Source organism: Mesorhizobium sp. ES1-6 (assembly GCF_020164775.1).
In the GTDB taxonomy this organism is placed as follows: Bacteria; Pseudomonadota; Alphaproteobacteria; order Rhizobiales; family Rhizobiaceae; genus Mesorhizobium.
Genome location: NZ_JAIUGU010000003.1, coordinates 555,735 through 581,697, shown reverse-complemented (window position 1 = coordinate 581,697; position 25,963 = coordinate 555,735). Strand labels below are relative to the sequence as shown.

Annotated in this window: 35 protein-coding genes; 17 read left to right on the top strand and 18 right to left on the bottom strand. The window is 64.1% G+C overall.

Going from position 1 to position 25,963, the window contains the following annotated elements:
- The first annotated feature begins 105 nt into the window (after nt 1–105).
- From LB564_RS11705 to LB564_RS11690, 4 genes are all read left to right on the top strand, one after another.
- Nucleotides 106–273, top strand: a complete 168-nt coding sequence (locus LB564_RS11705; protein ID WP_224537683.1) for a hypothetical protein — start codon at nt 106–108, stop codon at nt 271–273.
- A gap of 84 nt (nt 274–357) precedes the next feature.
- Nucleotides 358–948: a DJ-1/PfpI family protein gene (locus tag LB564_RS11700; RefSeq protein ID WP_224537681.1), complete on the top strand. Its 591-nt coding sequence runs from the start codon at nt 358–360 to the stop codon at nt 946–948.
- Nucleotides 949–1,012: 64 nt separating this feature from the next.
- Nucleotides 1,013–1,420, top strand: coding sequence for a hypothetical protein (locus LB564_RS11695; RefSeq protein WP_224537679.1), 408 nt, complete (start codon nt 1,013–1,015; stop codon nt 1,418–1,420).
- A gap of 72 nt (nt 1,421–1,492) precedes the next feature.
- Nucleotides 1,493–2,212 (top strand): helix-turn-helix transcriptional regulator, encoded by a 720-nt coding sequence (locus tag LB564_RS11690; RefSeq protein WP_013529238.1) that lies wholly within the window; start codon nt 1,493–1,495, stop codon nt 2,210–2,212.
- 67 nt (nt 2,213–2,279) lie between these two features.
- Here LB564_RS11690 and LB564_RS11685 read toward each other — a convergent pair whose 3' ends face one another.
- From LB564_RS11685 to LB564_RS11670, 4 genes are all read right to left on the bottom strand, one after another.
- Nucleotides 2,280–2,975, bottom strand: a complete 696-nt coding sequence (locus LB564_RS11685; protein WP_015315358.1) for a DUF1013 domain-containing protein — start codon at nt 2,973–2,975, stop codon at nt 2,280–2,282.
- 146 nt (nt 2,976–3,121) lie between these two features.
- The gene (locus tag LB564_RS11680) at nt 3,122–4,204 is read right to left on the bottom strand and encodes a helix-turn-helix transcriptional regulator (protein WP_224537676.1); all 1,083 of its coding nucleotides are present in this window, start codon (nt 4,202–4,204) and stop codon (nt 3,122–3,124) included.
- 266 nt (nt 4,205–4,470) lie between these two features.
- Nucleotides 4,471–4,611 carry a DUF1127 domain-containing protein gene (locus tag LB564_RS11675; protein WP_064987068.1) on the bottom strand — a complete coding sequence of 47 codons (141 nt, stop codon included), beginning with the start codon at nt 4,609–4,611 and terminating at the stop codon, nt 4,471–4,473.
- A gap of 368 nt (nt 4,612–4,979) precedes the next feature.
- Entirely contained in the window at nt 4,980–5,990 is a 1,011-nt protein-coding gene (locus LB564_RS11670) for an NAD(P)H-quinone oxidoreductase (RefSeq protein WP_224537674.1), read from the bottom strand.
- A gap of 121 nt (nt 5,991–6,111) precedes the next feature.
- Here LB564_RS11670 and LB564_RS11665 point away from each other — a divergent pair, with 121 nt between their 5' ends.
- From LB564_RS11665 to LB564_RS11655, 3 genes are all read left to right on the top strand, one after another.
- A complete protein-coding gene (locus tag LB564_RS11665; protein ID WP_224537671.1) occupies nt 6,112–6,306 on the top strand; it encodes a DUF1192 domain-containing protein in 195 nt (64 codons plus the stop codon).
- Nucleotides 6,307–6,393: 87 nt separating this feature from the next.
- Nucleotides 6,394–7,641 (top strand): MFS transporter, encoded by a 1,248-nt coding sequence (locus LB564_RS11660; protein WP_140707964.1) that lies wholly within the window; start codon nt 6,394–6,396, stop codon nt 7,639–7,641.
- A gap of 31 nt (nt 7,642–7,672) precedes the next feature.
- Nucleotides 7,673–7,936, top strand: coding sequence for an ArsR/SmtB family transcription factor (locus tag LB564_RS11655; RefSeq protein WP_140707962.1), 264 nt, complete (start codon nt 7,673–7,675; stop codon nt 7,934–7,936).
- Between the two features lie 32 nt (nt 7,937–7,968).
- Here LB564_RS11655 and LB564_RS11650 read toward each other — a convergent pair whose 3' ends face one another.
- From LB564_RS11650 to LB564_RS11635, 4 genes are all read right to left on the bottom strand, one after another.
- Nucleotides 7,969–8,433: an SRPBCC family protein gene (locus LB564_RS11650; protein WP_224537669.1), complete on the bottom strand. Its 465-nt coding sequence runs from the start codon at nt 8,431–8,433 to the stop codon at nt 7,969–7,971.
- Nucleotides 8,434–8,444: 11 nt separating this feature from the next.
- Nucleotides 8,445–8,780: an ArsR/SmtB family transcription factor gene (locus tag LB564_RS11645; protein ID WP_224537667.1), complete on the bottom strand. Its 336-nt coding sequence runs from the start codon at nt 8,778–8,780 to the stop codon at nt 8,445–8,447.
- 5 nt (nt 8,781–8,785) lie between these two features.
- Nucleotides 8,786–9,442: a glutathione S-transferase family protein gene (locus LB564_RS11640; protein WP_224537664.1), complete on the bottom strand. Its 657-nt coding sequence runs from the start codon at nt 9,440–9,442 to the stop codon at nt 8,786–8,788.
- A 117-nt stretch (nt 9,443–9,559) separates the two neighbouring features.
- On the bottom strand, nt 9,560–10,396 hold the full coding sequence (locus tag LB564_RS11635; RefSeq protein ID WP_224537825.1) for an alpha/beta fold hydrolase: 837 nt from the start codon (nt 10,394–10,396) through the stop codon (nt 9,560–9,562).
- A gap of 93 nt (nt 10,397–10,489) precedes the next feature.
- On the opposite strand from LB564_RS11635, the gene LB564_RS11630 reads away from it, so the two are divergent.
- The 3 genes from LB564_RS11630 to LB564_RS11620 all read left to right on the top strand — a co-directional run bounded on the left by LB564_RS11630 (nt 10,490) and on the right by LB564_RS11620 (nt 11,918).
- Entirely contained in the window at nt 10,490–11,011 is a 522-nt protein-coding gene (locus LB564_RS11630; protein WP_224537661.1) for a winged helix-turn-helix transcriptional regulator, read from the top strand.
- A 76-nt stretch (nt 11,012–11,087) separates the two neighbouring features.
- The gene (locus LB564_RS11625; protein WP_135863133.1) at nt 11,088–11,321 is read left to right on the top strand and encodes a hypothetical protein; all 234 of its coding nucleotides are present in this window, start codon (nt 11,088–11,090) and stop codon (nt 11,319–11,321) included.
- Between the two features lie 165 nt (nt 11,322–11,486).
- Nucleotides 11,487–11,918 (top strand): GlcG/HbpS family heme-binding protein, encoded by a 432-nt coding sequence (locus LB564_RS11620; RefSeq protein WP_224537659.1) that lies wholly within the window; start codon nt 11,487–11,489, stop codon nt 11,916–11,918.
- Between the two features lie 3 nt (nt 11,919–11,921).
- Here the strand turns inward: LB564_RS11620 and LB564_RS11615 are convergent, their stop codons facing one another.
- The 3 genes from LB564_RS11615 to LB564_RS11605 form a co-directional block, all read right to left on the bottom strand.
- Nucleotides 11,922–12,323 carry a hypothetical protein gene (locus LB564_RS11615; RefSeq protein ID WP_140707948.1) on the bottom strand — a complete coding sequence of 134 codons (402 nt, stop codon included), beginning with the start codon at nt 12,321–12,323 and terminating at the stop codon, nt 11,922–11,924.
- A 216-nt stretch (nt 12,324–12,539) separates the two neighbouring features.
- Nucleotides 12,540–12,722, bottom strand: coding sequence for a 50S ribosomal protein L32 (gene rpmF / locus LB564_RS11610; protein ID WP_008834724.1), 183 nt, complete (start codon nt 12,720–12,722; stop codon nt 12,540–12,542).
- 141 nt (nt 12,723–12,863) lie between these two features.
- Nucleotides 12,864–13,625, bottom strand: coding sequence for a transglycosylase domain-containing protein (locus LB564_RS11605; protein ID WP_224537657.1), 762 nt, complete (start codon nt 13,623–13,625; stop codon nt 12,864–12,866).
- Between the two features lie 78 nt (nt 13,626–13,703).
- On the opposite strand from LB564_RS11605, the gene LB564_RS11600 reads away from it, so the two are divergent.
- Both LB564_RS11600 and LB564_RS11595 read left to right on the top strand, forming a co-directional pair.
- Nucleotides 13,704–14,621, top strand: coding sequence for a polyprenyl synthetase family protein (locus LB564_RS11600; RefSeq protein ID WP_224537655.1), 918 nt, complete (start codon nt 13,704–13,706; stop codon nt 14,619–14,621).
- Nucleotides 14,622–14,791: 170 nt separating this feature from the next.
- On the top strand, nt 14,792–17,131 hold the full coding sequence (locus LB564_RS11595) for a response regulator (RefSeq protein ID WP_224537653.1): 2,340 nt from the start codon (nt 14,792–14,794) through the stop codon (nt 17,129–17,131).
- A gap of 7 nt (nt 17,132–17,138) precedes the next feature.
- Here the strand turns inward: LB564_RS11595 and LB564_RS11590 are convergent, their stop codons facing one another.
- The 5 genes from LB564_RS11590 to LB564_RS11570 form a co-directional block, all read right to left on the bottom strand.
- Nucleotides 17,139–17,912: a Stf0 family sulfotransferase gene (locus LB564_RS11590; protein ID WP_224537650.1), complete on the bottom strand. Its 774-nt coding sequence runs from the start codon at nt 17,910–17,912 to the stop codon at nt 17,139–17,141.
- Between the two features lie 35 nt (nt 17,913–17,947).
- A complete protein-coding gene (locus LB564_RS11585) occupies nt 17,948–18,499 on the bottom strand; it encodes a phosphotransferase-like protein (RefSeq protein WP_224537648.1) in 552 nt (183 codons plus the stop codon).
- Nucleotides 18,500–18,529: 30 nt separating this feature from the next.
- Nucleotides 18,530–19,384 (bottom strand): lytic transglycosylase domain-containing protein, encoded by an 855-nt coding sequence (locus LB564_RS11580; RefSeq protein WP_224537646.1) that lies wholly within the window; start codon nt 19,382–19,384, stop codon nt 18,530–18,532.
- 5 nt (nt 19,385–19,389) lie between these two features.
- Nucleotides 19,390–20,643 (bottom strand): flavodoxin-dependent (E)-4-hydroxy-3-methylbut-2-enyl-diphosphate synthase, encoded by a 1,254-nt coding sequence (gene ispG / locus LB564_RS11575; protein ID WP_224537643.1) that lies wholly within the window; start codon nt 20,641–20,643, stop codon nt 19,390–19,392.
- A gap of 330 nt (nt 20,644–20,973) precedes the next feature.
- Nucleotides 20,974–21,153, bottom strand: a complete 180-nt coding sequence (locus LB564_RS11570; RefSeq protein ID WP_127278461.1) for a YdcH family protein — start codon at nt 21,151–21,153, stop codon at nt 20,974–20,976.
- Between the two features lie 239 nt (nt 21,154–21,392).
- Between LB564_RS11570 and LB564_RS11565 the strand changes: the two genes are divergently transcribed.
- Complete coding sequence (locus tag LB564_RS11565; protein ID WP_140707933.1) at nt 21,393–21,596, top strand: YdcH family protein; 204 nt, start codon at nt 21,393–21,395, stop codon at nt 21,594–21,596.
- A gap of 28 nt (nt 21,597–21,624) precedes the next feature.
- Here the strand turns inward: LB564_RS11565 and LB564_RS11560 are convergent, their stop codons facing one another.
- Nucleotides 21,625–22,137 carry a hypothetical protein gene (locus LB564_RS11560; RefSeq protein WP_224537640.1) on the bottom strand — a complete coding sequence of 171 codons (513 nt, stop codon included), beginning with the start codon at nt 22,135–22,137 and terminating at the stop codon, nt 21,625–21,627.
- Between the two features lie 70 nt (nt 22,138–22,207).
- Between LB564_RS11560 and LB564_RS11555 the strand changes: the two genes are divergently transcribed.
- The 4 genes from LB564_RS11555 (at nt 22,208) to LB564_RS11540 (ending at nt 25,312) form a co-directional block, all read left to right on the top strand.
- Nucleotides 22,208–22,747 (top strand): sigma-70 family RNA polymerase sigma factor, encoded by a 540-nt coding sequence (locus LB564_RS11555; protein ID WP_224537638.1) that lies wholly within the window; start codon nt 22,208–22,210, stop codon nt 22,745–22,747.
- Entirely contained in the window at nt 22,744–23,643 is a 900-nt protein-coding gene (locus LB564_RS11550) for an anti-sigma factor family protein (protein ID WP_140707927.1), read from the top strand. Before LB564_RS11555 ends, LB564_RS11550 begins: the two co-directional genes overlap by 4 nt.
- 98 nt (nt 23,644–23,741) lie before the next feature.
- Complete coding sequence (purE, locus tag LB564_RS11545; RefSeq protein WP_140707925.1) at nt 23,742–24,239, top strand: 5-(carboxyamino)imidazole ribonucleotide mutase; 498 nt, start codon at nt 23,742–23,744, stop codon at nt 24,237–24,239.
- Nucleotides 24,236–25,312, top strand: coding sequence for a 5-(carboxyamino)imidazole ribonucleotide synthase (locus tag LB564_RS11540; RefSeq protein WP_224537635.1), 1,077 nt, complete (start codon nt 24,236–24,238; stop codon nt 25,310–25,312). Before purE ends, LB564_RS11540 begins: the two co-directional genes overlap by 4 nt.
- An 11-nt stretch (nt 25,313–25,323) precedes the next feature.
- Here the strand turns inward: LB564_RS11540 and LB564_RS11535 are convergent, their stop codons facing one another.
- A complete protein-coding gene (locus LB564_RS11535) occupies nt 25,324–25,743 on the bottom strand; it encodes a lysozyme inhibitor LprI family protein (protein WP_224537633.1) in 420 nt (139 codons plus the stop codon).
- Between the last annotated feature and the right edge of the window lie 220 nt (nt 25,744–25,963).

Here is a 25,963-nt window from a genome sequence, read left to right as displayed (position 1 = left end):
CACGACAGGAACGGAACTGCCATCGCTGGAGCTGACATCCTCCTGACAGACTGCTGTCAGGAGGGGTATGCGATACTGCCTCCAGTTAGAGAGAGGAGACAGGTCATGAACGGTTACACCATTCTGCGTGGCATGCAGCACTATGTCGGCAAGATCCGCACGATGCGCAACGAGATCCGCACCCAGCGGTTCATGAACGCGCTGCCCGCCGACATTCGCAAGGATATCGGCTGGCCCGACATGTATGCCGAGCGTCGCCATCACGGCAATTGAGGCAGAATTTTCAAGCCGGCGGTTGGAGGCTGATCCGTCAGCACCCAGATATCAGGTCCGGCGCGCGAGGGATGGAGCGAGCTCATGCCCGACAGCAAGACAATCGGCTTTCTTTTCATCGAGGGTTTCGCCGACTGGGAATATGGGCTGCTGGCGGCCTCGGCGGTTGAATGGTTCGAGGCCCGGGCGGTGTCCTTGACGCCTGGCGGCAAGCCGGTGACCGGAATCAGCGGCTTTCGACTAACGCCGGACCGCTCGGCCAGCGTTGATGAGAATGCCGATCTCGATGCTATCGCCGTCATCGGTTCCGACCAATGGGCGGCGAAGGCCGCGCCGGATGTCGCTGGATTGCTAAGCGCCGTCGCAACGCGCGACGGTGTGGTCGGCGGCATCTGCGCCGGGACGCTGGCCCTGGCCCGCGCCGGCCTTTTCGAGAACGCCAGGCACACCAGCAACGGCCGTGACTGGATCAACCGCCACGAAGCCGGCTATGCCGGCGACGGCAATTATCAGGACGTACCGCATGCCGTGGCCGATGGCAAAATCGTGTCCGCGCCGGGTTTGGCGCCCGGCACCTTTGCCCTTGCCTTTTTGCAATCGCTCTATCCCGAAAAAAGCAGCGATCTCGCGCGGATGCGGGCGCTGTTCGCCAAGGAATATGCTGAAGCCTCCTGACAGTATGCTGTCAGGAACGGCGTGCGATGGTGACAATGCGCATGGCCGGCCGAGAGGACGATCGATGAAAAGCTGGAACGACAGGCTGAACACGCCTGGTATCAATGGCGTGAAACCAACGCCGCGCACGATGGGCGACGTCGTCGAGGGCCAGCCGATGCTGGTGCCGACCGCGCGCCAGGTCGATGATTTCATCCGCTCGATCCCCGAAGGCGTCGAAATGGATGTTCGCGCGCTGCGCACCGCGCTGGCCGTCGAGCATGGCGCCGAAGTGACATGCCCGGTCACGATAGGCTATCATCTGCGCACGGTTGCCGAAGCCGCCAACGAGGATCTTGAGTGCGGCATGACGCTGAGCGACGTCGCCCCCTTCTGGCGCGTGCTCGATGAGAAGACGCCGACAACGAGGAAATTGTCCTTTGGCGCGGAATTCGTTGCCGCGCAGCGCAAGCGCGAAGGGCTGAAACCATAATGCATGCCGTTTGGAAGTGGATCCGGTCCGGGAGCCACGGCATGCATAGGGAAAACACTGGGGAAGCAAACGATGCGCCGCGCCGACAGGCTCTTTCAGATCGTGCAGCATCTGCGTGGTGGCCGTCTGGTCACCGCCCAGAAGCTCGGCACATGGCTCGAGGTTTCCGAGCGAACGATCTATCGCGACATAGCCGACCTGCAGTCGACCGGAGTGCCGATCGACGGGGAGGCTGGCGTTGGCTACATGATGAGGGAGGGTTTCGACCTTCCGCCGCTGATGTTCACGCGTGACGAGATCGTGGCGCTGGTCGCCGGCGCCCGCATGGTGCGCGCCTTCGGCGGTGCCGCCATGGCGCGCGCCGCCGACGAGGCGCTGGTCAAGATCGGTGCCGTGTTGCCCGACGCCGAGAAGGACCGCATCGCCCGCACCGAGATCCATACGCCGATGTGGGTGGTCAGCGACGCCGCCCGCGAGGCGATCGACCTGATCGAACGCGCGGTTGAAAAGCGCCAGGTGCTGACCATCGACTATTCCGACGAAGCCGGCCGCGGTACCGCGCGCGACATCAGGCCGCTCGGCCTGTGGTTCTGGGGCAAGGTGTGGACGCTGGTCGCGTGGTGCGAGATGCGCGATGATTTTCGCGCTTTCCGCATCGACCGCATCGCCTCGGTTGTCATCGCCGGCCGCATCTTCAAGCCGGAACGCGGCAAGCAGCTCGCCGATTTCTACCGGGCGGTGGAGCGCAGCGAGGACTACGGCATGGCGCCGGACCGCGCGGCGCGAAGCTGAGATTTGCCGGATCGCACAAAAAAGCCCGCTCGAAGCGGGCTTTTTTGTCGAACAGGCGAAAAACAGCCTATTCCTCGTCGTCCGTATCGGTGTCCTTCGACTTGAGCGCCGACAGCTTGGCGAAGACGGCGTTGGCGTCGAGCTCCGCGTCCTCGTCCTTCGGCTTCTCCGGCGCCGGCACCAACCGCTCGGTCAATGCCGCCGGCAGCAGCGTGTCGCCGACCGGCTGCGCCTGTTCGCGGCCACGCGAGGCGCGGTTTACTTCCATGTCGAGGTCGATCTGCGAGGCGAGACCCAGCGTCACCGGGTCCATCGGCTGCAGATTGGCTGAATTCCAATGCTTGCGTTCGCGGATCTGCTCGATCGTCGACTTGGTGGTGCCGACGAGGCGCGAAATCTGCGCGTCCTTGAGTTCGGGATGATTGCGCACCAGCCACAGAATGGCGTTGGGCCGGTCCTGGCGCTTCGACAGCGGCGTGTAACGCGGGCCCTTGCGCTTGGATTCCGGCACCCGCACCTTGGGGTCGGAAAGCTTCAGGCGCTGGTTCGGGTCCTTCTCGGCGCGCGCGATCTCGTCGCGCGTCAGCTGCCCGGTCATGATCGGGTCCATGCCCTTGATGCCTTGCGCCGATTCGCCGTCGGCGATCGCCTTGACCTCGAGCGGATGCAGCCCGCAGAACTGCGCGATCTGCTCGAAGGAGAGCGCGGTGTTGTCGACCAGCCAGACGGCGGTCGCCTTGGGCATCAGCAGCGTATTGGCCATGTGCAAAAATCCTTCTCGTTCGCCCGCGTTCCCGCGCGGGCGGTGGTTTAGAGCCACCAAAATGGGAAATTCGCGGCCTGTATAACCGTTCCCTGCCTGCTTCGCAACGTTTTTGGATACACCCGCCTGAAACCGCGCACCGGTCGCTAGCGGAATGGCTCCGTGCCCTTGAGCAGCGCGACAAGCTGGCTCTGTTGGCGTGTTCCGGTCTTGGCGAATATCCGTTCGAGATAGGTTCGCCCGGTCTTTACGGTGATGTTGGCGCTTGCCGCCGCCTCCATCAGGGTTCGCCCTTGCGAAAGCGCCGAAGCCAGGCGCGCCTCGGCTGGCGTCAGGTCGAACAGTCCGGCGAGCAGCGTTGGCGACGGCACCATGGAACTGGCGTTCACCGCCGTCGCCGCGACCAGGATGTCGGCACCCGAGAATATCTCGTGTGCGGAACGGCGCAGCGGCAGAACATGAAGGATCAGTGGCGCCCTGTCGGCCGCGGCCGGAACCGGGATGGACCGTACCGAGGGTTCGGTTTCCCCGCGCGCGGCCAGGACGGCCTGCTGAAACAGGCGATTGGCATCAGCATCGGCGATTGCCATGCCGCCAAAAGCGACCGGCAGGAAGATCGAGCCCATGCTCTCGAACAGCGAATTGGCGGCGAGCACATACCCCCTCGACGAGAGAATGGCCGCCGGCAGCCCCATGGCGGTCATGACGGCAACGGTTCCCTTGGCGCGCTCCAGACCAAGCCGCGCGGCGATCAGGCTGGCGCGCGCCATGGCGGGCCGCAGACTATCGAGCACATCGAAACTCGCCGCGTCGTAGCGACCCTCGCCAAGCCTTCGCTGGAAGACAAAGATCGCCAGTTCGCCACTCGGCATCGGGATCGCGGTACAGGTATGCGCGCCGATGCCAAGCGCGCGCAGGCGGACCCGGATCGGGTCGTTCTCGATTTCCTCGGCTGTCAGGAAACCCTCGACATCGACGAAGCTCGCCGGCTGCACCGCGCACATGCGCGAGACCGCCGTGGAGAACTGCAGCGTATCGCCCAGAAGGAATTCGTTCAGCAACTCCTGCAGCAGCGGCACCGTCCTTCCGCGTACCGGCTGCTCATCGGCAAACAGGAACACGGCGCCACCCACCGATGCGGAGACGCTATTTATGCCTTCCAGCACCTCCGGCCATAGGTCCGGAACGAAAGCAGCCTCGTAGATCTTGTCGTTAAGATCATCCAACATGGGCGTGGAAGCCTCTGGCGATGCCTGTCTGCCGGCGTGATGACCACGCCCTCACGCAGCCGCCGGTCCCCGCGCGGCAAGATGCCATGTTGAAAACAGAGGTCAAGCCGCCTGATGCTTGACAGGGATGACAGTGGCTCAAGCCGACTACCCCCAAAAGACAAAACCCGCCGGACAGGGTCCAGCGGGCTCGGAACCGGCGACGACAAGCGTGCGCGGCGGCTCTGCATTGCGACCCCTGCCTTGCGGCGGGGTCGCGCTTGCAATCAGATCGCCTGGCGGGCGATCCGTTCGATGTCGGCGCGGTTGATGCCGAGGTCGCTGAGCTGACGTGCGTTGAGGCGGTTCAACTCGCGAACGGTCTCGTTGTACATGCGCCAGTTACGGAAAGCGCGGATCGGGTTCATGGTAGTCCTCCTGAATTGGGTTCGTTTCGATGTTGCTTAAATAGTGATCATCGATGAGGACTTGAACGGCTGATTTTGCATGGCAATGATGCAAATGCTGCATTGCACCATTAAGCTTCTGTTCATCTTGTGGGCAGGGGACGACGGGCGCTGAACCCGGCCGTGTGGAGATTCAGGTCAGGCCGAGCCGAGAATGGTGGCTTCCGAGAACCGGAGCGGAGTGTACTTAAAATACGTGAGCACCGGCCTACGCCGGCCGAAGCCTTATCTTACTCCCTCGCCACTATCATGAATGCTGCGGCCGGCGAAGGCCGGAAGCGCAAGAGGCCGCCTTTCGCAGGCCGGCCTCGCCTGAATATCGGCACGGCCTAGCCCACGTCGAGCACGATCTTGCCGATATGATCCCCGTCCTCCATCCGCTCGTGCGCGCGCCAGGCATCGGTGAGCGGGTAGATCATGTCCATGACCGGCGCCACCTTGCGGGTGCCCAGCAGGGGCCACACCTGCGCCTCCAGCGCCGCCGCGATCGCCGCCTTGAATTCGACGGTGCGCGGCCTCAGCGTCGAACCCGTATGGGTCAGCCGCTTGACCATGATCTTGGAAAAGTCGGCGCTCGCCACAGCGCCAGCCTGGACGGCGATCTGCACGATACGGCCCTCGACCGCCGCGGCCTCGTAATTTCGCTGGACATAATCGCCGCCGACCATGTCGAGGATGACATTGGCGCCCCGGCCTTCGGTCGCCTCCTTGACGGCGGCGACGAAATCCTGCTCGCGATAGTTGATTGCCCGGTCGGCGCCGAGTTTCAGGCAGGCGTCGCACTTCTCCTTGCTGCCGGCGGTGGAGATGACATAGGCGCCGAAGGCCGAGGCAAGCTGGATCGCCGTGGTGCCGATGCCCGACGAGCCACCATGCACCAGCAGCGTCTCACCCTTCTTCAGCCCGCCCCGCTCGAACACATTGTGCCAGACGGTGAAGTAGTTTTCCGGCACCGCCGCCGCCTCGGTGTGGGTGAAGCCGGCCGGCAGCGGCAACACGCTGCCGGCATGCACCTTGACATATTCGGCATAGGCGCCGCCGGGCGTGAGCGCGCAGACCCGCTCCCCGATGCGCCAGCGCGATATCTCGTCGCCAAGGGCCGCCACCTCACCCGATGCTTCGAGACCCGGCAGGTCCGATGCGCCGGGCGGTGGCGGATAGGCGCCCTTGCGCTGCTGGACGTCGGGCCGGTTGACGCCGGCGGCATGCACCTTGATCAGGATTTCGCCGGGGCCGGGCAGCGGCACGTCGCGCGTCTCCGGCTTCAATACCCGCGGCCCGCCCGGTTCCGAGATCGCGATCGCCGTCATCCGTGCCGGAATTTTCTGTCCGCTCGCCATGAAGTTTCCCGTCTTTCCTCGCCAGCTTTTACCGGCTGTTTGCATCGACACCCCTGCCCTATGTATGCTGATTGCCAAATCAGGCAAATGGCCAATCTGGTCTGGCGGAGGAGGAGCGACGATGGCGATCTTCGACGACGAACCCAAGAAAAAGGCACGCCCGCACGAGATCGGGCAGGATCTGTCGCTGCTGTCCGTCGATGAATTGTCCGAGCGCATCGGTATTCTGCGCGACGAGATCGCCCGGCTCGAGGCCGAACGCAAGACCAAGGACAACACCAAGTCGGCCGCCGAGGCGCTGTTCCGCCGCGGATAATTGCTGACGTGGCCGTCCGCCGCCGAAAAGCCCGAATGCGACTGTCTTCAAACCTGCGTCCCTCCCAGCCCTCAGCCGGATCAAAAAATGCTCGCAGCCTACAGACCGATCCTTTCCCTGCTTCGCGGCACAGCCTTCCTTCTGGCGGCATCGGGACTGCACGGGCTGCTGTTGCCGCTGCGCGGTCAGGTGGAAGGGTTCTCGACCGCTTCGCTCGGCCTGATGGGCACGGCCTGGGCCGGCGGCTTCGTCACCGGCTGTTTCTTCGCGCCGCGCATCGTGCGCCGTGCCGGGCATGTGCGCGCCTTCGGTGCCTTTGCCGCGTCCGGCGCCATCGTGGCGTTGCTGACCGGCCTGGTCATCGATGAATATGTCTGGATCCTGCTGCGCGCCTTCACCGGTTTCACCATGGCCGGCGCCTTCATGGTCATCGAGAGCTGGCTGAACGAGAAGGCCACCAACGAAAACCGCGGCACCGTCTTCGGCCTCTATATGATGGTCACCTATGCCTCGATCATGGGCGGCCAGATGATCGTCGCCGGCGGCGACGTGAAATCGGCGTCGCTGTTCATGATCACGGGGATCCTGTTCTGCCTGTCGCTGATCCCGACCGCCGTGTCGACGGCATCGCATCCCAAGCCGCTGCAGGACGTCAAGCTCGACGTCAAGGGGCTCTACGCCAACTCGCCGGTGTCGGCGATCGCCTGCCTCCTGATCGGCATCGCCAACGGCGCCTGGGGCACGCTTGGCGCGGTCTACGGCGCCCGTATCGGCATTTCCACGGCCGAGATCGCCTTGATGATGAGCCTGGTGGTCGTCGCCGGGGCCGCAATGCAGCTTCCGGCCGGGCGCCTCTCCGACAAGACCGACCGGCGCTTCGTGCTGGCCGGTGCCGCCTTCGGTGCAGCGCTGTTCGCGCTCCTGATCTTCCTGTTCGAACCGCGTTCCGGCGTCTTCGTCATCGTCTTCACCGCCGCCTACGGCGCTTTCGCCTACACGCTCTATTCGATCGCCGTGGCGCATGCCAACGATCACGCGCGGTCGGAGGATTTCGTCAAGGTGTCCGGAGGTCTGCTGCTGCTTTACGGCTTCGGCACCATGATCGGCCCTTTGCTGGCCGCCGCCCTGATGAGCTGGATGCGCCCGGAAGGCCTGTTCCTGGCCACCGCCTTCGCGCATCTGTCGCTGGCGGGGTACACGCTGCTGCGCATCAGCCGCCGCGCGCCGGTGCCGATCGAGGATCGCGATGCCTTCAAGACACAGCCGGCCGACCGCTCGGTGACCCCAGAAGCATTGCGGCTCGATCCGAGAAGAAAAGCAGAAGCAAACAGTTGAGATTTGAAAAACTTTGCCTCACAAATGAGGCATGATGTTTTCCGACGCCTTCATGGCGATCGCCGATCCCAATCGGCGCCATCTTCTGGAAGAACTTCGACGCGGTCCGAAGACCGTCAACGAGTTGGCATCCGGGTTGCCCGTCTCACGCCCGGCCGTGTCGCAGCATCTGAAAGTGTTGCTCGACGCTGGATTGGTCAACGCCAAGGCTGAAGGCACAAGGCGTGTCTATACGGTGAGCAACGCGGGTTTCCTGAAACTCAACATCTGGCTCGATCAATTCTGGGAAGCCTGACCGTTTTCTGGCCGCGGTGCTCGCCCGCCCGGTCAGGATTGCGAATTCACGAAGGCGCCGAGCGCATCGAGCAGCTCGCCCGTTCCATGCTCGCGCGTGGCTGACGTGTCATGGCCGTCGAAGAAGGCGCCCTGCTCGGTCATCACCAGCCGCGTGCCACCGTTTTCCGCGACAAATTCGATGGTCGCCAGCGACACCGAGACGCGGGTTTCGCCAAACAGCAGCTCATAGCTGTAGACGATGCGCTGGTCCGGCACGATGTCCTGATAGACCGCGTTGAAGAAATGCATCTGTTCATCGCTCGGGCAGCCGGCATTGACCTCCTTGCCGCCGACACGGAAGTCCATTTCGTGCCGGCTTGGCGCCGGGTCATGGGGATCGACGAACCAGCGCCGCTTGGCATCCGGGTCGCTGAAGGCGGAGAAGACCTTCGCCGGCGCCACCGGATAACTCCGCTCGACGACAAAGGTGGAATGGACAACGGATCGTTGGCTCACTGAACTCTCCTTCATGTTTCGTCCTTGGTCTCGGCCAGGAAATCGCCGAGCCGATCCAGCCGGCGCTCCCAGGAGAGGCGCCGCTCGTTGATCCAGTGCTCGGCCGCTCGCAGCGCCTTCGGTTCGATCTGGCAGGTGCGTACGCGCCCGACCTTTTGCGTGCGCACGAGGCCGCTCGCCTCCAGCAGATTGAGGTGCTGGACGACCGCCGACAGCGACATCGCCAGCGGCTCGGCCAACTGGCTCACCGAGGCGGGGCCGCGAGACAGCCGGTCGACCATCTGCCGCCGCGCCGGATCGGCGAGCGCCTGGAACATCAGGTCGAGCTGCGTGGGATCGTGCAGCATCGCGGTCAGCCGTTGTTGTAGGGGAAGAGCTTGAAGTAGGGCTGCGCCTCCTCGATCACCCTGGTGAAGGCGGTGCGCTGCATCAGCCGGTCGTGATAGCGCTTCACGGCGGGATATTTGTCGCCGAACGGCTCGACCTTGTTGGCATAGAAGAGCGCCGGAGACGCCGCGCAATCGGCCATGGTGAAGGCATCGCCCACGGCCCATTCCCTCGACCGCATCTCCTGCTCGATGATGGCGTAGGAATTGCGCAACTGGCCGCGCGCCTGTTCGACGCCGAATGGATCGGTCTTGTCCAGCGGCCGCAACCTGTCGCCGACGATCTTCTGCATCGGCTCCTGCACATAGAAATCATAGAAGCGGTCGGCCTGGCGGATCGCCAACGCAAGGTCGATGTCGGCGGGCACGAGGTCGACCGGTCCCGGATAGTGCGCGGCCAGATACTCCACGACAATGGTCGATTCCAGCACCGTGCGGTCGCGTGCATCGTCGCGCAGCGCCGGCATCTTGCCGGTCGGCGAAATCTTCAGGAAGGCCGCTCGCGACCGCTCATCGCCGAGATCGACGATGACGGGCGCAAAGGGCGTGGCGTTCTCATAGAGCGCGATCAGCGGCTTCCAGCAGAAAGAGGCCAGCGGATGGAAATGCAGCGTCAGGGACATTATTGGACTCGTCTGTTTCCGTGGCAACACTGAAGCATTCACTTAACTATTGCGGTGAGCCTCGCTCGTCAAGGCTCACCCGGCAAGTCTCATCCGGCAGATCTCACCCGGCAGATCTCAACTGGATCGGACGTGGTCGACGATGGCCGCTTCCATCTCGGGCCAGTCATCCGCGTGCAGTTCGTGACCACCGCCCTCGACACGAAGGAGTTTCGCGCCCGCAATAGCCTGGGCCAAGGCCTCGCCATGCTCGACCGGAAAGATCGGATCCGACGTGCCGTGGATGACCAGAAGCGGCGCCGCTATTTCGTGCAGGCGGCCCTTCCACTCGTCACTGCCCTTGAGCATGAAATGATTGGTTGCGCTAAGGAAGCCGCCGGACCTGGCATAATCCCGTTCGATGAACGCTCTCGTCGCGGCCTCGTCGAACGGATGGGCGGTGCTGGCGATCGCCCGCGCATCACTGACCATGAAGTCTATGACCTCCCGGCGGCCGGCCCAGTCGACTTTGGCGCCAGCGGCCGAATGTTCCAGATAGGCATCGGTCGTTTGTGGCAGGTGTGACGTGTCGATCCCCACGGGCGAACTGCTGATCACGGTCAGCGACGCGACGCGCAAGGGGTGCCTGAGCGCGACGCGCTGCGCGATCATGCCGCCCATCGACATGCCCGCGACATGCGCCTTGCCGACCCCGTGGCTGTCGAGAACGGCAATCGCGTCGTCGGCCATGTCGTCGAAACTATAAGGCGGCTGGCCCACCGGATATTTGGTCGACCGGCCGGTGTCGCGATTGTCATAGCGGATCACATACAGGCCAGCATTCGCCAGGTTCCGGCAGAAGGCCTCCGGCCACCAAAGCATCGAAGCCATGGCCCCCATGATCAACAGCAGCGCGGGATCCGCCGGATCGCCAAACGCTTCGGATACGATCTCGGGACGGTCTTTGCTCGTCATTTCGTGGTCCTCCTCTTCTGCTTGCATTTTGCAATCGGTTGCACGATAATAAAACCGATACGATAATGCAACTGGTTTTGCGGAGAGAATCGAATGCCCCTCGATCGCCGGTCCGGCTGCCCGATCAATCTCTCGCTCGAGGTGTTCGGCGACCGTTGGAGCCTGATCATCCTGCGCGACATGATTTTCGGCGGCAGGCGCCATTTTCGCGAGCTGCTCAACGGCTCGATCGAAGGCATTGCTTCCAACATCCTCGCCGACCGGCTGAAGCGGCTGATGGAGCTCGGTATGCTGACCAAGGCCGACGACCCCAGCCACAAGCAGAAGGCGATCTACAGCCTGACCGAGATGGCCATCACGCTGGTGCCCATCCTGGCTCATCTCGGCGCCTGGGGCCGCATCTGGCTGCCGACCAGCGAGGAACTCTCGATCCGCGCCGAACTCCTGGAAAAGGGCGGACCGCCCATGTGGGAGAAATTCATGGACGAGTTGCGCCATGAGCATCTCGGCACCCCCGTCGACACAGCGCCCGGCCCTTCTGTCCGCGCGACGCTGCAGGCCGCCTATCAGGCGGTGGTTGCCGCGAAGGCCCTCAACGCCAGCCCGGCCGCCTGACCAACTATTTTCCCCGTTGAAAGGCCGGCTCTGCTACAAGGGGCCAAAATCACACTTGACGGGATTGGATAGACTCTTGGTTGAGAACTCTAGGGACACTGCCCGCGCGCGTGCCGATCTGCGCTTCAAGAAGCAGGAAGAGGCGGCTACGGTTCGTCAAAAAGCCATGGCCGAATATGTCGCGGAGAGCGACGCCCGCAAGGCCAAGACCGACAAGCTGCGGGCGCTGCGGCTCGCCAAGGAAGCCGAAGATCTGGCCAACACGCCTGCCGCGCCTGCCAAGAAGCCGGCCCGCGCCAAGAAAAAGTAACGCCCACCTCTCCGGCAATTTTCCTCACCCTCAATCGAACGATCGTGACGCCATCCGACAGGCGCGCCTTCGTCCCGCTGCTTCACAGGAAGCAATTTCAACCGAAACCGGGATAGCCTTATCAGGCCGACAGCCCATGATCGGGCTGTTCAACAGGAGATTGCCATGACCGCGCTGTCGCTCGAAAAAGCCATCGAGATCATCAATGCAGCCTTCGCCAGGGGCGCCGATCTCAAGCTCAAGCCGCTCGGCGTCTCGGTGCTCGACGCCGGCGGACATCTGGTCGCCTTCCAGCGCCAGGACGGCGCTTCGTTCCTGCGCCCGCAAATGTCGGCCGGCAAGGCCTATGGCGCGCTGGCCATCGGCATGGGCTCGCGCAAGGTCGAGGCCTTCGCCAAGGAGCGCCCGCATCTGGTTGCCGGCATTTCCGACGTGTCGGGGGGACGCGTGCTGCCGGTCGTCGGCGGCGTGTTGATCCGCGACAAGGCCGGTTCCGTCATCGGCGCCGTCGGCATTTCCGGCGACACGTCCGACAATGACGAGGCGGCCGCGATCGCCGGCATCGAAGCCGCCGGTTTCACCGCCGATCCGGGCTGAACCTCAGTTCAAATTGATGTCGCGACTGGCCGACCGCATCGATACCGCGAATCCCGCCAGCACGTCGAACAGCGCGATGATCGTCAGCGTGAAGAAGATGGAGTGCGCGGCACCCTTCACCAGCAGGAACTCGACCAGGAAAGCGACGAAGACCAGCGTCGACAGGAGATGATCCATGATCGAGGCGCTCGTCGTGCGCGCCGACTTCACCATCTCGAGGAACAGGAAGATCAGGCCGATCAGCACGATCAGATCGCCGAGCGTCATCGAGAACACCCCGCCCGACATCATCCTGAACGAGAAGATCTCGCTCGCCCATGGATCGTCGCCGCCGCCGAATATTCCAAGCAGGCCGAGATTGTAGAGCACGAAAGGCACGATCAAAAGCGGGACGGCACCGAACATCTGGCGTCTCCATATGGGGGCACCCTCTGTAAAAGACGCCACGGGCACGGCGTCAAGATTTTTCGTGCGTGGCCGCAAACACGGTCGGAGACCGGATGCAACAACCATGTCAGCCGGGTGCGGAGCAAAGCAGCCTGCCCGCGCGCTGCCGCCCAACGCAAAAAGACCGGCCAGAGGCCGGTCTTTTGTAACTCCACCGCTCGGGGAAAGCTGGTCTCAGCTTTCCTTGGGCGTCAGCACCTGGCGACCGCGATACATGCCGGTCTTCAGGTCGATGTGGTGCGGGCGGCGCATTTCGCCGGAATTCTTGTCCTCGACATAGGTCGGGGCCTTGAGGGCGTCGGCCGAGCGGCGCATGCCGCGCTTGGACGGAGAGGTTTTGCGTTTCGGAACGGCCATGGATATGCTCCACTACATGGTCAAAAGCCCCGCCCGCCCTCGTGAAAGGGCCATGTCGGGGCCTAAATCTGAGAAAGTCGGGTGCCTATACACGCCTGACACCGTTTTGGCCAGCGCTGCGGTGAATCTTTTTTGTACCGGCTAGTCGAGACAGCCGACATAGGCGCCTGACCGGCCGGCGCGCCGTTCGATCAAATTGGCGAGCCGTCTGAGGCCGGGCCCGGGTTTTGCCGGATTGCGGGCGATCGGATTGGGCAGCGTGACGGCGAGAAGCGCCGCCTGCCGTCTGGACAGCTGCTTTGCCGGAATGCCGAAATGGTGCTGGGCCGCCGCCTCGATGCCGTAGATGCCCGGCCCCCACTCGGCAATGTTGAGATAGATTTCCATGATGCGCCGTTTCGACATCACCGCGTCGAAATAGACGGCCAGCGGCAGTTCGACGACCTTGCGCACGCTGCCCAGCGGCCGCGACCAGAGGAAGAGGTTCTTCACCGTCTGCATGGTGATGGTCGAGGCGCCGCGCGTCGCCTCGCCGGCCAGCGCATCGTCGACGACGCCCCTGAGTTCGCCGAGATCGACACCGCGGTGGAAGCAGAACTGCCCGTCCTCCGACATGATGACCGAATTGGCCAGCACCGGCGCCACATCGTCGATTGACACCCAGCGCCGGTCGTAGCCGGAGAAGGTCGCCAGATCCTTCAGCATCAGAGTCGACACCGGATGCACGAAGGACGGCAGGTAGAGAAAGGTCAGCACCACCGGGACAAGCGCCAGCACGGCGGCCACGACGATGCCGCGCCGGACCCAGCGCTTGAGACCGCGGCGGTTCACGCCTCGCGATCTCGTCGCCATGTCCAGCTTTTCGGTTTCATGATCGACGATCGGTTCCGCCAAGCCGCCCAACCCGTGCCTCTCCTTGCTCCGGCATAATGGCGCTTGCCTTCTTGCGCAACGTCTGAGTGTCGGCTACCGGTCCCGGCCATGACGAATGACGACGAAATGGCGTTCGAAATGGCGCTCATCAGACGGGCCGCGGCCGTCGAGGTGATGCTGCGTCGGTTGCTCGACGACCGTCCACTTTCGGGAGAGATCGTACGGCCCGATCGTCTGATGGCGGCGATGCGCCACGGCGTCCTGAACGGCGGCAAGCGCCTGCGCCCCTTCCTGGTCATGGAGAGTGCGGCACTGTTTTCGGCCGATGGCGAGGCGGCGTTGCGCGTCGCGGCCGCGCTCGAATGCGTGCATTGCTATTCGCTGATCCATGACGACCTGCCGGCGATGGACGACGATGATTTGCGCCGCGGCCAGCCGACCGTGCATAGGGCCTTCGACGAGGCCACCGCGATTCTTGCCGGGGACGCGCTGCTGACGCTCGCCTTCGACATTATCGCCGACGAGGCGACCGCTCTGCCGGCGGAGCGGCGGGCAGCCCTTGTGCTGGCGCTGGCCCGCGCCGCCGGCGCCGGCGGCATGGTCGGCGGCCAGAAGCTCGATCTCGAAGCCGAGCAGGCGCGGCCGGACGAGGCTGGCATCATAACGCTGCAGGCGATGAAGACCGGCGCACTGATCCGCTTCGCCTGCGAGGCGGGCGCAATCATCGCCGGCACACAATCGGCAGACCGCGAGCGGCTGGGCGAATTCGGTTCGGCGATCGGTCTTGCCTTCCAGCTCGCCGACGACCTGCTGGACTTGACGGCCGACGCCAGGCAGATGGGCAAGGCGACCGGCAAGGATGCCGCCGCCGGCAAGGGAACGCTGGTGGCACTGCACGGCGCGGATTGGGCACGCAAGCAGCTCGACGGTCTCGTCGGCCAGGCGCACGCGCTGCTCGAACCCTATGGCGACAAGGCGGTACTGCTCAAGGCCGCCGCGACTTTCGTGGCAACCCGCAACAGCTGACGACAGGCCCATATCGGTTGCCCATGGTCGACCGCTCGGCGTCACCGCATCGATCCGATCCGCCGCGACCCGCCAGGGCATGCATTGACCTGCGGTGCGCCAACGAAATCTTAATGTAAATGAAGCGTAATCCCGACCATTAAAATAATGCGTATGTGTTGGGGTTGCGCATGCCGGAATATTCTTCCTTCATCCGGTCCGTCCGGATACGTTATCTCTCCGGATTGTTGGTTTTCGCGCTGGCTTCAGCCGCCATCATGGTTGCGCTCAACCGCGTCAATTCCTTGCGCCATGAAATCGATGCGCTGAGCAGCAATCTCGTCGTCTTTACTCGCGACCTGCGCAACGCCACCAGCTTCGCCGAGACAACCAGTTCCGCCTGGCGGGTCGAGACGCGCGATGCGCTGACAGCCTCGGCGCGCGACCATTCCGAGCGTCTGACCGGCGAGATCGAGACCCTGACCGCCCAGCTCGCCGCGATCCGACCGCGTCTTTCGGCCAAGACCATCAACGAGCTCGCGGCTGCCTCCGTCAATGGCGATCTGTTCTGGTCGCCGCGTGACATGGTCCGCAACTTCAACCTGATGTCGGTGGCGCAAAAGACCGACGAATGGAGTTCTCGCGAAATCCGCAACCAGAACGACCTGTTCGTTCAGCCCATGTTGGTGCGTGTCCGCACCGCGATGGACGACGAACGCCATCTGGCGGACGCCTCCAGCGACCGGCTGCTTTTGTGGGCGAGTGGCCTTTTGTTCGCCGTGCTCGCCATCGTCGCCTTCTGGATCTTCCGACCGATGGAGCAGGCGATCCGCCGCGCCTTTGCCCAGTCGGCCGAATCCTTGTTCAAGGCCGAGGCGGCCGACCGCGCCAAGTCGGAATTCCTGGCCAATATGAGCCACGAGATCCGCACGCCGATGAACGGCGTGCTCGGCATGGCCGAATTGCTGGCCAAGACCGAGCTGACTCCACGCCAGAAGACCTTCACCGACGTCATCGTCAAATCCGGCAACGCGCTGCTCACCATCATCAACGACATCCTCGATTTCTCGAAGATCAACGCCGGGCAGCTGACGCTCGACCCTGCTCCTTTCCGTCTCTCCGAAGCGGTCGAGGACGTGGCGACGCTGGTCTCGGCGCGCGTTGCCGAAAAGAACCTTGAGCTGATCGTGCGGGTCGACCCGCGCCTGCCGGCCTATGTCGTCGGCGACGCCGGCCGCTTCCGGCAGATCGTCACCAATCTGGTCGGCAATGCGGTGAAGTTCACCGAGAAGGGCCATGTGCTGATCGATGTCGGCGGCGAAACCGTCAACGACATCGTCCAGCTCAAGCTGCGCGTCGAAGACACCGGCATCGGCATCCCGGCCGAGAAATTGCAGAACGTGTTCGAGAAGTTCGCTCAGGTCGACGGCTCCTCGACCCGCCGTCACGAAGGCACCGGCCTCGGGCTCGCCATCGCCGCCCGTCTTGTCGACCTGATGGCCGGCAAGATCGGCGTCGAGAGCGAGATCGGCCGCGGCTCCGTCTTCTGGTTCGCCGTGCCGCTGCCCGTCCACCGCGCCGAGGCGCGCGATGCGATCGTGCCGGTGGATGTCACTGGCGCGCGCGTGCTTGTCATCGACGACAATCCGGTCAACCGCGAGATCCTGCTCGAACAGCTCAGAAGCTGGAGCTTCGACTGCGCCGCCGCCGAAAGCGGCGCGGTGGGGCTCGCCTTCCTCGATCGCGCCTGCCAACTCGGCGCCAGCGTCGACTGCATCATCCTCGACTATCAGATGCCCGGCATGAACGGCGCCGATGTCGCCCGCGCCATCGCCGCCGACAGCCGGCTGTCCGCCATCCCGATCGTCATCCTGACCTCGGTCGACCAGGTCGATTTCGGCAAGATGATCATCGACTTCGGCATTGCAGCGCACCTGACCAAGCCGGCGCGCTCCGCTGTCCTGCTCGGCACGGTCATCTCGGTCATCCAGAAGGCACGCTCGCAGGTCGGCAAGGCGCAGTTCATTCGCGAACCGGTCCAGTCATCCCCCCAGCCGCCGGCACCTGCCTTCACCGTCATCCGCGGTCCGGCGCTGCCGGTTGCCGCCGCACCGGAATCGGCCGCCGCGCCGAACAGCCCGATCGACATCCTGATCGCCGAGGACAATGATGTGAACCAGATGGTGTTCGGCCAGATCCTCAACGGACTCGGCCTGAGCTACCGCATCGCCGGCAATGGCCGCACCGCGGTCGAGATGTACCGCTCGCTGCATCCGAGGCTGATTCTGATGGACGTCTCGATGCCGGAAATGAACGGCTACGAGGCGACACGCGCCATCCGGGCGATCGAGGCTTCGTCGGGCGGCCACATCCCGATCATCGGCGTCACCGCGCATGCGCTGAAGGGCGACCGCGACAAGTGCATCGAGGCCGGCATGGACGACTATCTGCCGAAGCCGGTTTCGCCCGATCGCCTGGGGACGAAAATCGGCACCTGGCTCAGCGAGACGGTGGTGGCGAAGACGGCTTAGCCATCCCTTAGCCAGCGGCCTCCAGACGATAGCGGCGCATCCAGTCGAGAGTTGTCTCGTCGGCAAGTTTCGCGACACCTGGCCGCACCGCCTCGGCATCAGGCGTTTGAACGCCGAGAGCCTCGCAGATGCCGAGCAATGCCGCGGCGGGATCGGCGGAAAGGCGTTCATAGCCAATCCGCAGCGGGGTCAGGCCTTGCTCGGCAAACCAGGTGTTCCAGGCCGCGTCATAGGCTTCGAGCTCGGCAAGCTCACCTTTGATCCGCTCGAAATCATATTGAGGTTCTTGTGCCGGCCCGACCCTTTCGATCTCGGTGCCGTCAGGCGCAATGTGCCAAAGACCGGTCTGCTGTGCCTTGATCAGCGAGACAGCCTGCGCGAGCTTGTTCTCGCGCGAAAGGTGTATGTAAAGAACGCGGCCAAAGGCTCTTTCGAAACGCGCTGTGTCTGACGCAAGCCCGGGATAGACCTGGTCGAGGATCGCCGACAACTCACCCAGGTTTTCGCGCATCAGTCGCAGGCCGAAGACATCTGTCCCGCCCTTGCCGGCGGCGATCGCGGCTTCGAGATAGGCAATATTGAATTCACGCTCGCCTATCGTATCGCGACCGGGCAGCTTCCATTCCTCGGCCCACTCGGCCACATCCTGTCGCCGATAGAAGGAGTGAGGAGCGCCTGATCTACCGGTGGATTCCAGCAGCTTGCACAGCAAAGTGCTGCCGGTTCTCGGCGTGCCGCAGATAATGTATGCCTCGAACATCCCGTTGCCCTTGTCGTTCATCGCAGGCAGGGCGACCCCGGCCAGTCCGCCACCGCCTATAATTGAAATCGTTGCTGGATGCGACGGGCGCATTCCAATGGAGAATGCACACTGGTGTCGACTTCGAGATCGTAGCGTATCCCCTCGTGCACGCGTTCGAACTGCCAGCGCGCCAGCCCCGGCAGCCTGTCGGCTCGCAGCGCTTCGCGCGCCTCGAGCACATTGAGGGGCGCCATGACGCCGACCAGATGCAGGTCGAAGTCCGACAGCAGGTCGATATATTCCTGTATTTCGCCATTGCAGAGCACGTCATCGACAATAAGATTGTTGCCCTGCCCAGCCATGGCCGCAACGGCATGGCGCATGCCGCGCAGGGTTTTCTCGCCCACCGGCCCAGTCCTGATGACGACCGAAGGCTTGCCGTCCTGCCGAACGGTTTCGTAGGCAAGGCCGTCGGCATGGTCCTGCAAGGCGTCGGGCAGCATTTCGAGAAAGCTGTCCATCTGAACATGCAGGAACGGCTCGGTGGTTATCCCCTGCAATGCCTTGGCTGTCGAAGACTTACCAGCACTGCCGACGCCGTTGAGCAGAACGATCCTGGCTCTCATGGTCAAAGGCCTCTTTCGGACATGAGCCGGCTACCGGTTGCGCACCACCACGCAGGCGCCGCCGACGCTTTGCAGTTTCTGGCAGATGACATTGGCGGCGGCGCGGTCGTCGATCCCGATCCTGACGGCGTAGATGCCGCGCCGGCCGATCGGCGTGCGCACCCGGCTGACCACCGGATCGTGACCGCTGAGCAATGCCGGAAACCGGCTCCGCACCCTGAGCCACTGGCTGATCGCGGCACTGCGGCGGAAATTGCCCGCCACCTGGACGCCCCATGGCTTGATGTTGATCGAGGCCATCGCCACGGTCTTCGACATGATCACCGGCAGCTTGCGGCAGGCAGTCGCGAAATCCAGCTTGGCATCGAGTGGTTCGACTTTACCGGCATAGGCCCGGTCGGTGAACTTGTCGACCGGCTCGCCCATGACGTCGAAGACATAGCTTTCCGTCTCCATCGGCAGGAAGCCACCGGAGTTCAGCCAGCGCGACACCCGGCTCTCGCCGGCGTTGTAGGCGGCGGCGGCCAGGCCAAGATTGCCATAGCCGGCCTTCATCTCGGCCAGATATCGAGCCGACGCCGGGATCGCCTGGTTGACGTCGAAGGAGTTTTCGAGCCCCCGCATCTTGGCCGTACCCGGCATGAACTGGGCGATGCCCTCGGCGCCAACGGGGCTCACGGCATTGGGATCGAAACGGCTTTCCTTCCAGATCAGGCGGGCCAAGAATTCCCTGGGAAGACTGTTCTGGTCGGCATTGGCCTGGATCAGGTTGCAGACCTTGTCGATCAGCCTCTGCTTGGCCGATTGCGGCGGATCGGCCTGAACGAGTGTCGACCACCCCAACCCACAGAGCAGGATCAGCGCCACCCACGGGAAACGCTGCATCTGGCCTACTCTGCCGCGGCCTTGCCGCCCTGACCGAACCGTTGGTCAATGTAGTCGGCGACCATTTTCTCGAAATCCGCCGCGATCGACGGTCCGCGCAGCGTCGCCGCTTTCTTGCCGTCGACGAAGACCGGTGCGGTCGGCGTCTCGCCGGTCCCGGGCAGCGAAATGCCGATATCGGCATGCTTGGATTCACCCGGGCCGTTGACGATGCAGCCCATCACCGCGACCTTGAGGTTCTCGACGCCCGGATATTTCTCACGCCACACCGGCATGTTCTTGCGCAGATCCGCCTGGATGTTCTGCGCCAGTTCCTGGAACACGGTGGAAGTGGTCCGCCCGCAGCCGGGGCAGGCCGCGACGATCGGCACGAACTGCCGAAAGCCCATCGTCTGCAGCAACTCCTGCGACACCTGCACCTCGCGGGTGCGGTCGCCATTGGGCTCCGGCGTCAGCGAGATGCGAATGGTATCGCCGATGCCTTGCTGCAGGAGGATGCCCATGGCGGCGGAAGAAGCGACGATGCCTTTCGAGCCCATGCCGGCTTCGGTGAGGCCGAGATGCAGCGCATGGTTGGAACGGGTGGCGAGTTCGGTATAGACGGCGATCAGGTCCTGAACGCCGCTGACCTTGGCCGAGAGGATGATTTTTTCACGGCCCAGGCCGATCTCTTCGGCCATCTCCGCCGACAGGATCGCCGACTGCACGATCGCCTCGCGCGTCACCTCCTGCGCCGTCAGCGGAAAACCCTTGTCCTGATTGTCGTCCATCAGCCGCGTCAACAATTCCTGGTCGAGCGAACCCCAATTGACGCCGATACGCACCGGCTTGTCATGTTTGATCGCCATTTCGACGATGTCGGTGAACTGCCGGTCTTTCTTGTCCTTGAAGCCGACATTTCCGGGGTTGATGCGGTACTTGGCCAGCGCCTCGGCGCAGGCCGGATGATCGGCCAGCAGCTTGTGGCCAATATAGTGGAAATCGCCGACCAGCGGCACGTTGATACCGAGCCGCTGCAGCCGCTCATGGATGCGCGGAACCGCGGCGGCACTCTCGTCGCGGTCAACGGTGATGCGCACGATCTCCGAGCCGGCGCGGTGCAGCGCCGCCACCTGCGCGACCGTCTGGTCGACATCGGCGGTGTCGGTATTGGTCATCGATTGCACGACGACCGGCGCGCCGCCGCCGACGACCACGCCGCCGACATCGACGCCGACCGAGGTGCGGCGGGGGAAGGGAAAGGAAAAATACCCGGTCATGCCGGCAGCCTTTGTGTCTCTGGAGCGCTATGCGTCTCTCTGAAGCCCGTGCGTCCGCCTGGACGCACAAGCCGGGTCCGATGCGCTGAAGTCCGGGCATGAGGTGGAGGAGCAAAGATGGCTTGTCAATGGCGACAGGTCGCCACTGGCCGCAATTGGCGCCGGTCGGACCCTGAAACGGCGCACGACCCGGCGGTGGCCGGGCATATCGGGCCTGACGAATATTAGTTTCGGCTTGTGGGAATCGCTGAAATTAAAGCCACTGCACCGGCGGCTGGCGCCGCCGGCAAGGAAGACCGCCAAGTGGTGAGCGGCTATATCAGGTGAGGATCAATGCGTGGTTGGTTGCGCCCTCAGTTTCTCAATCGCATCCTTGAGTGCCAGCTTGCGTCGCTTGAGATTCACGATTTCGAGGTCGTCCACCGACGGGTGGTTCATCGCGTCATCGATTTCGCGTTCGATGTCGCCGTGTTTCCGCTGCAACTCATCAAGATGGGATGCAAGAGACATGATTGGTTCTCCCTTTCATGGTTTCCTCGATTGCAGCCGTCAAAGGCACGTCCACCGCAGGTCGTATCTGTGACGGCACAATGACAGTGTGCCACCATCGGACAGCGATGTCGAATGCTGCGTGGTAGCATTCCACGACAATGAGAAATGTGATAAGGGCTGCAAGCCGGTGGCAGAAATTGCCGCCCCCGCCCAATCAGGCCCAGTTTTGGGCGCCGCAGACGTGCAGACGGTAGAGAATGTCCGATCAGGAACAGGCCGATACTCGCCTCGAATTTTCCCGGCTGAAGCAGGAACACGCCGATTTCGATGCCGCGATCAACGCGATGATCGCCACGAACTGCGACCCGCTGCAGATCCAGCGCATGAAAAAGAAGAAGCTGGCCCTCAAGGACCGGCTGATGAAGCTGGAAGACAGGATCATTCCAGATATCATCGCCTGAGCCCGATCTGGCCCGTCGCCATTCGAGCTCAATACCCTTCCGTCTTGAGCAACTCGATCCGGCTCGACCCGCCGTCATCATCGGCATATTCACGTGCAACGATCATGTCCGCGACCGCCATGGAATGGGCGAGGATGCGCGCCATATCGACCGCGAAGGAGCCCGTCCCGCCGATACCATGAAGACCACCAGCAAGGATCTTCCGGCCGTGTGCGCGAGCCGGATTGAACGCTGGCGGACTGGCAACCCCAAAGGCACGGACGATCACGCGACTGTGAACAGCCGATTTGGGCGCGGCGGGAATAAACCGGCGCTGCGACAAGTCTCCTGTACAGGCGCCACTTCCGGCGTTGAGGAGTTCGGCATGCCCTGTCATTGCGAGCACAGCGATCATGGCAGCGGCATAGGCCGTGCCCGTGCGCTGGCGAGCAGGATCGGCAGCCTCTTCTCCGTGACCCTTGACACTGGTGACGCGGATGCATTCACTTTCAGCAAGGCAGGCGCCTTTGCCTGCTTCGGGGGACTTTGTCCCCATGGGCAAGGCAAGGTCGCCATCGCCTCGTGAGACGGCACGGCCAATCCTTTCCGGAGTGCCGGATCATGGTGCTATTTTGAACGAAAAGGCTTTGGCGGAGCGCTTCAACGAGGTGGTGCTGCCGCATCTCGGCGACGCGCTGGCGCTGGCCCGCTGGCTGACCGGCAATGCCACCGATGCCGAGGACGTCGTGCAGGATGCCTGCATCAAGGCCCATGCCGGCATGCCAGGCTATGCCGGCGGCAATGCGCGGGCCTGGCTGCTTACCATCGTGCGCAACACCTCCTACAGCTGGATGGCGCGCAACCGGCCGCGCGGCATGATGGCCGTTGGCGATCTCGGCGATCTCGACGACATCGCGGCCGCCCATGGCACCAGCCTGCCGGACGAAGACGGCCCCGAGGCGAGCCTGATCGCCAGGGCCGATACGGCCGCCGTCGAGGCTGCGATCGCTGCCCTGCCGCACCCGTTTCGCGAAACTCTGGTGCTGCGCGACATCAACGGCCTCAGCTATCGCGAGATAGCAGTCATGCTCGACGTGCCGATGGGCACGGTGATGTCCAGGCTTGCCCGCGCCCGCGGCCTGCTGGCCTCTGAACTGGGGAGAGCGCCATGACCGGCCATGACGACGGACTGCCCAATGACCCCGAAGGTATCGGACTGATGATCCACGCCCTTGTCGATGGCGAACTCGATGCGGCGGCCGCCCTTGCGGTGGAGCGTCGCATCGCCGCCGACCCCCGGCTTGCCGCCGAGCATGCCCGCATCCTTGCCTTGCGCGGCGCGGTCAGCCGCTTGCCGCGCCCGGACGTCGGCGACGCCTTTCTGGCCCGCATCGCGGCAATCGGCGCGCCGGCCACGCAGGCGCGGGACGAGGAGCCGCAGCGGGGCACGCCGTCGGCGCTGCCGGGATTGATCGCGGGTGCCGGCCCGGGCCAGAGACGGGAAGCGGGGGCGCGTCCTTCGCAGGTGCGGCCTTCGCCAAGGACGCGCCGCTTCGGCTCGTTCGACTGGCGCGCCATGGCCGCGTCGATCATGATCAGCGCCGTGCTGGCCAGCGGCGCGACGCAATGGGTGATGCAGAGCGGCGTGGACGATGGCTTTGCCGCGGCCGTCGCCAGCGGCCATCGCCGCAGCCTGCTTGCCGCGAGCCCGATCGACATCGTTTCCTCCGACCGCCATACCGTCAAGCCTTGGCTCGACGCCAGGATCGGCGTCTCGCCGCCGGCACCCGATCTCGCACAGGACGGCTTCGCGCTGATCGGCGGCCGGGTCGAGGTGATCTCGGGCCGGCCGGTACCGGCGCTGGTCTACCGCCATCGCGAGCACCTGATCACCCTGGTCGCCGAGCCGCGGCAGGGCGGCAAGGCCACCCAGCCCGATGACGTTTCCTCCGGTGGCTTCTCGATGGTGCACTGGAGCGACGGCGCCTTCTCCTACTGGGCGATTTCGGACATGGAGCGGCCCGAGCTCGACGACTTCGTCGCCCGCTTCCGCAAGGCGGCGGTATGAGCTGGATGCGGCCGCCGGCATCTCGCCGATGGCCTGAAATCCTTGCGGCCCCGCGCGAATTCCGCTAAGGCGCGCCTTTGTCGCCGGGGAGCAAAGGCTTGAACGATCAACGCGCCGACGTCGCCATCATCATGGGCAGTCAATCCGACTGGGCGACCATGCGCCAGGCAGCGGAGACGCTTGAGGCGCTTGGTGTCCCCCACAGACGGCTGATCATTTCGGCGCACCGCACGCCCGACCGGCTCTATGAGTTCGCCAAGGGCGCCAAGGCGGCCGGCTACAAGGTGATCATCGCCGGCGCCGGCGGCGCCGCCCATCTGCCCGGCATGACGGCGGCGATGACGCCGCTGCCGGTGTTCGGCGTGCCGGTGGAATCGAAAGCGCTGTCGGGCCAGGATTCGCTGCTGTCGATCGTCCAGATGCCGGCCGGCATTCCTGTCGGCACCCTCGCCATCGGCAAGGCCGGCGCGGCCAATGCCGCGCTGTTGGCGGCGGCCGTGCTGGCGCTTAATGACGACAAGCTGGCCCAGCGGCTCGACGCCTGGCGCGCTTCGCAGACCGCCAAGGTCGCCGCCGAACCGACGGACACGCCGTGAGCCTGCCCGCCGGATCGACGATCGGCATCATTGGCGGCGGCCAGCTCGGCCGCATGCTGGCGATGGCGGCCGCCCGCCTCGGCTACCGCACTATCGTGCTGGAGCCGCAGCAGGATTGCCCGGCCGCCCAGGTGGCCAACCGGCAGATTACGGCCGCCTATGACGATCCGGCAGCACTTGCCGAACTGGCGGCGGCCAGCGCCGTCGTCACCTACGAGTTCGAGAACGTGCCGGTAACCGCCGCAACCGCGCTTGCCGCCAAAGTGCAGGTCTATCCGCCAGCGCGTGCGCTCGACGTGGCGCAGGACCGGGTGAGCGAGAAGACATTCCTCAACGGCATCGGCATCGCCACCGCCGATTTCCGACCGGTCGACACGGACGACGAGTTGACAACGGCGCTCAAGGCCTTCAGCGGCAGCGGCATCCTGAAGACGCGGCGCATGGGCTATGACGGCAAGGGCCAGCGCGTCTTCCGCAACATGGAAGCCGGCGGCTTCGCCGGGACCTGCGAGGCGATGGGCAGCGTGCCGCTGATCCTGGAGAGCTTGGTGCCGTTCGAGCGCGAGATTTCCGTCATCGCCGCGCGCGGGATCGATGGTGCGGTCGCTGCTTACGATCCGGCCCAGAATGTGCACCGCGACGGCATTCTGCACACCTCGACCTTGCCGGCCGCTGTCGCGCTCGCGACCGCGCGCGCCGCGAAGGACGCGGCGACGAAAATCCTGTCCGCGCTCGACTATGTCGGCGTCATCGGTGTCGAGTTCTTCGTGCTGGCTGACGGTTCGCTGCTGGCCAACGAGATCGCGCCCCGCGTCCACAATTCCGGCCACTGGACGGAAGCCGCCTGCGTCGTTTCGCAGTTCGAGCAACATATCCGCGCCATTGTCGACCTGCCGCTCGGCAGCCCCGACCGCCATTCCGACTGCGTGATGGAGAACCTGATCGGCGACGATGTGCTGCGCGTACCGGCCCTGCTCGCCGAGCCCGACCTGATGCTGCATCTCTACGGCAAGGCCGAGTCGCGGCCCGGCCGCAAGATGGGCCATTTCACCCGCATCGGCTCGCGCACTTAATTCCCGAACACCTATTGCACCTCGTCGCTGTCCCCGTCGGGACCGGCGCAACTCACATCACCTTCCTCGCAATTGGCCGAGGCGGCGAGCTGCTTGATGCGATCATTGGTCAACCTGGTCAGGCATTGCGACACCGCCATCGCATGGATGGAACCGCCCTGGCTGGCGGCGGCGGTATGGGCGCATTCGGCGTCGCGGAAGGCGATCCAGGCCCGTTGCGCTGCCTGCAGCAATCTCTTGGCATCGGCGTCATCGGAGCCGATCAGGTCCTGATAGGCCCTGTTGAGCCTCGCGTCGGCGGCCTGATAGTCCTCGCCGGCACAGATGTTCATCATTTGCTGGCTGTCGTCGGAGCGGTCGCATTCCTGCGCGCGTGCAGCCGCCCCTGCCGCCAGGACGGCGAGACCGGCGAACAGGAAGATTCGGCGCATCGTTGTCCCCAATCAGTTGATGGTCGCGGCATCATCCCAGCCCGCCCATGGCCACGCAATGCCACGGGGCCGACTTGGCGGATATTTGATGATATAGGGGGCGCGGAGCACGCTTGCGGTTGACTCACGGTTGACATGGGCAAGACTCCTCGTTTATGAGCCACCCACCGTTCAAAAGGCGCGTCTTCTGGCGCGCCTTAAAATTTCGACCCGGAACCGG

What these genes read in the sequence shown, in the direction of transcription:
- LB564_RS11580 (WP_224537646.1), bottom strand. Translation starts at nt 19,384, where the DNA reads ATGCAGCGTTTCCCGTGGGTGGCGCTGATCCTGCTCTGTGGGTTGGGG.
- LB564_RS11685 (WP_015315358.1), bottom strand. Translation starts at nt 2,975, where the DNA reads ATGGCCAATACGCTGCTGATGCCCAAGGCGACCGCCGTCTGGCTGGTC.
- LB564_RS11635 (WP_224537825.1), bottom strand. Translation starts at nt 10,396, where the DNA reads ATGACGAGCAAAGACCGTCCCGAGATCGTATCCGAAGCGTTTGGCGAT.
- LB564_RS11645 (WP_224537667.1), bottom strand. Translation starts at nt 8,780, where the DNA reads ATGCTGCACGATCCCACGCAGCTCGACCTGATGTTCCAGGCGCTCGCC.
- LB564_RS11585 (WP_224537648.1), bottom strand. Translation starts at nt 18,499, where the DNA reads ATGAGAGCCAGGATCGTTCTGCTCAACGGCGTCGGCAGTGCTGGTAAG.
- LB564_RS11615 (WP_140707948.1), bottom strand. Translation starts at nt 12,323, where the DNA reads ATGTTCGGTGCCGTCCCGCTTTTGATCGTGCCTTTCGTGCTCTACAAT.
- LB564_RS11600 (WP_224537655.1), top strand. Translation starts at nt 13,704, where the DNA reads ATGACGAATGACGACGAAATGGCGTTCGAAATGGCGCTCATCAGACGG.
- LB564_RS11640 (WP_224537664.1), bottom strand. Translation starts at nt 9,442, where the DNA reads ATGTCCCTGACGCTGCATTTCCATCCGCTGGCCTCTTTCTGCTGGAAG.
- LB564_RS11675 (WP_064987068.1), bottom strand. Translation starts at nt 4,611, where the DNA reads ATGAACCCGATCCGCGCTTTCCGTAACTGGCGCATGTACAACGAGACC.
- LB564_RS11535 (WP_224537633.1), bottom strand. Translation starts at nt 25,743, where the DNA reads ATGCGCCGAATCTTCCTGTTCGCCGGTCTCGCCGTCCTGGCGGCAGGG.
- LB564_RS11665 (WP_224537671.1), top strand. Translation starts at nt 6,112, where the DNA reads ATGGCGATCTTCGACGACGAACCCAAGAAAAAGGCACGCCCGCACGAG.
- LB564_RS11660 (WP_140707964.1), top strand. Translation starts at nt 6,394, where the DNA reads ATGCTCGCAGCCTACAGACCGATCCTTTCCCTGCTTCGCGGCACAGCC.
- LB564_RS11680 (WP_224537676.1), bottom strand. Translation starts at nt 4,204, where the DNA reads ATGTTGGATGATCTTAACGACAAGATCTACGAGGCTGCTTTCGTTCCG.
- LB564_RS11570 (WP_127278461.1), bottom strand. Translation starts at nt 21,153, where the DNA reads ATGTCTCTTGCATCCCATCTTGATGAGTTGCAGCGGAAACACGGCGAC.
- LB564_RS11690 (WP_013529238.1), top strand. Translation starts at nt 1,493, where the DNA reads ATGCGCCGCGCCGACAGGCTCTTTCAGATCGTGCAGCATCTGCGTGGT.
- LB564_RS11630 (WP_224537661.1), top strand. Translation starts at nt 10,490, where the DNA reads ATGCCCCTCGATCGCCGGTCCGGCTGCCCGATCAATCTCTCGCTCGAG.
- rpmF (WP_008834724.1), bottom strand. Translation starts at nt 12,722, where the DNA reads ATGGCCGTTCCGAAACGCAAAACCTCTCCGTCCAAGCGCGGCATGCGC.
- LB564_RS11565 (WP_140707933.1), top strand. Translation starts at nt 21,393, where the DNA reads ATGTCCGATCAGGAACAGGCCGATACTCGCCTCGAATTTTCCCGGCTG.
- LB564_RS11595 (WP_224537653.1), top strand. Translation starts at nt 14,792, where the DNA reads ATGCCGGAATATTCTTCCTTCATCCGGTCCGTCCGGATACGTTATCTC.
- LB564_RS11695 (WP_224537679.1), top strand. Translation starts at nt 1,013, where the DNA reads ATGAAAAGCTGGAACGACAGGCTGAACACGCCTGGTATCAATGGCGTG.
- LB564_RS11705 (WP_224537683.1), top strand. Translation starts at nt 106, where the DNA reads ATGAACGGTTACACCATTCTGCGTGGCATGCAGCACTATGTCGGCAAG.
- ispG (WP_224537643.1), bottom strand. Translation starts at nt 20,643, where the DNA reads ATGACCGGGTATTTTTCCTTTCCCTTCCCCCGCCGCACCTCGGTCGGC.
- LB564_RS11670 (WP_224537674.1), bottom strand. Translation starts at nt 5,990, where the DNA reads ATGGCGAGCGGACAGAAAATTCCGGCACGGATGACGGCGATCGCGATC.
- LB564_RS11655 (WP_140707962.1), top strand. Translation starts at nt 7,673, where the DNA reads ATGATGTTTTCCGACGCCTTCATGGCGATCGCCGATCCCAATCGGCGC.
- LB564_RS11620 (WP_224537659.1), top strand. Translation starts at nt 11,487, where the DNA reads ATGACCGCGCTGTCGCTCGAAAAAGCCATCGAGATCATCAATGCAGCC.
- LB564_RS11590 (WP_224537650.1), bottom strand. Translation starts at nt 17,912, where the DNA reads ATGAACGACAAGGGCAACGGGATGTTCGAGGCATACATTATCTGCGGC.
- LB564_RS11700 (WP_224537681.1), top strand. Translation starts at nt 358, where the DNA reads ATGCCCGACAGCAAGACAATCGGCTTTCTTTTCATCGAGGGTTTCGCC.
- LB564_RS11550 (WP_140707927.1), top strand. Translation starts at nt 22,744, where the DNA reads ATGACCGGCCATGACGACGGACTGCCCAATGACCCCGAAGGTATCGGA.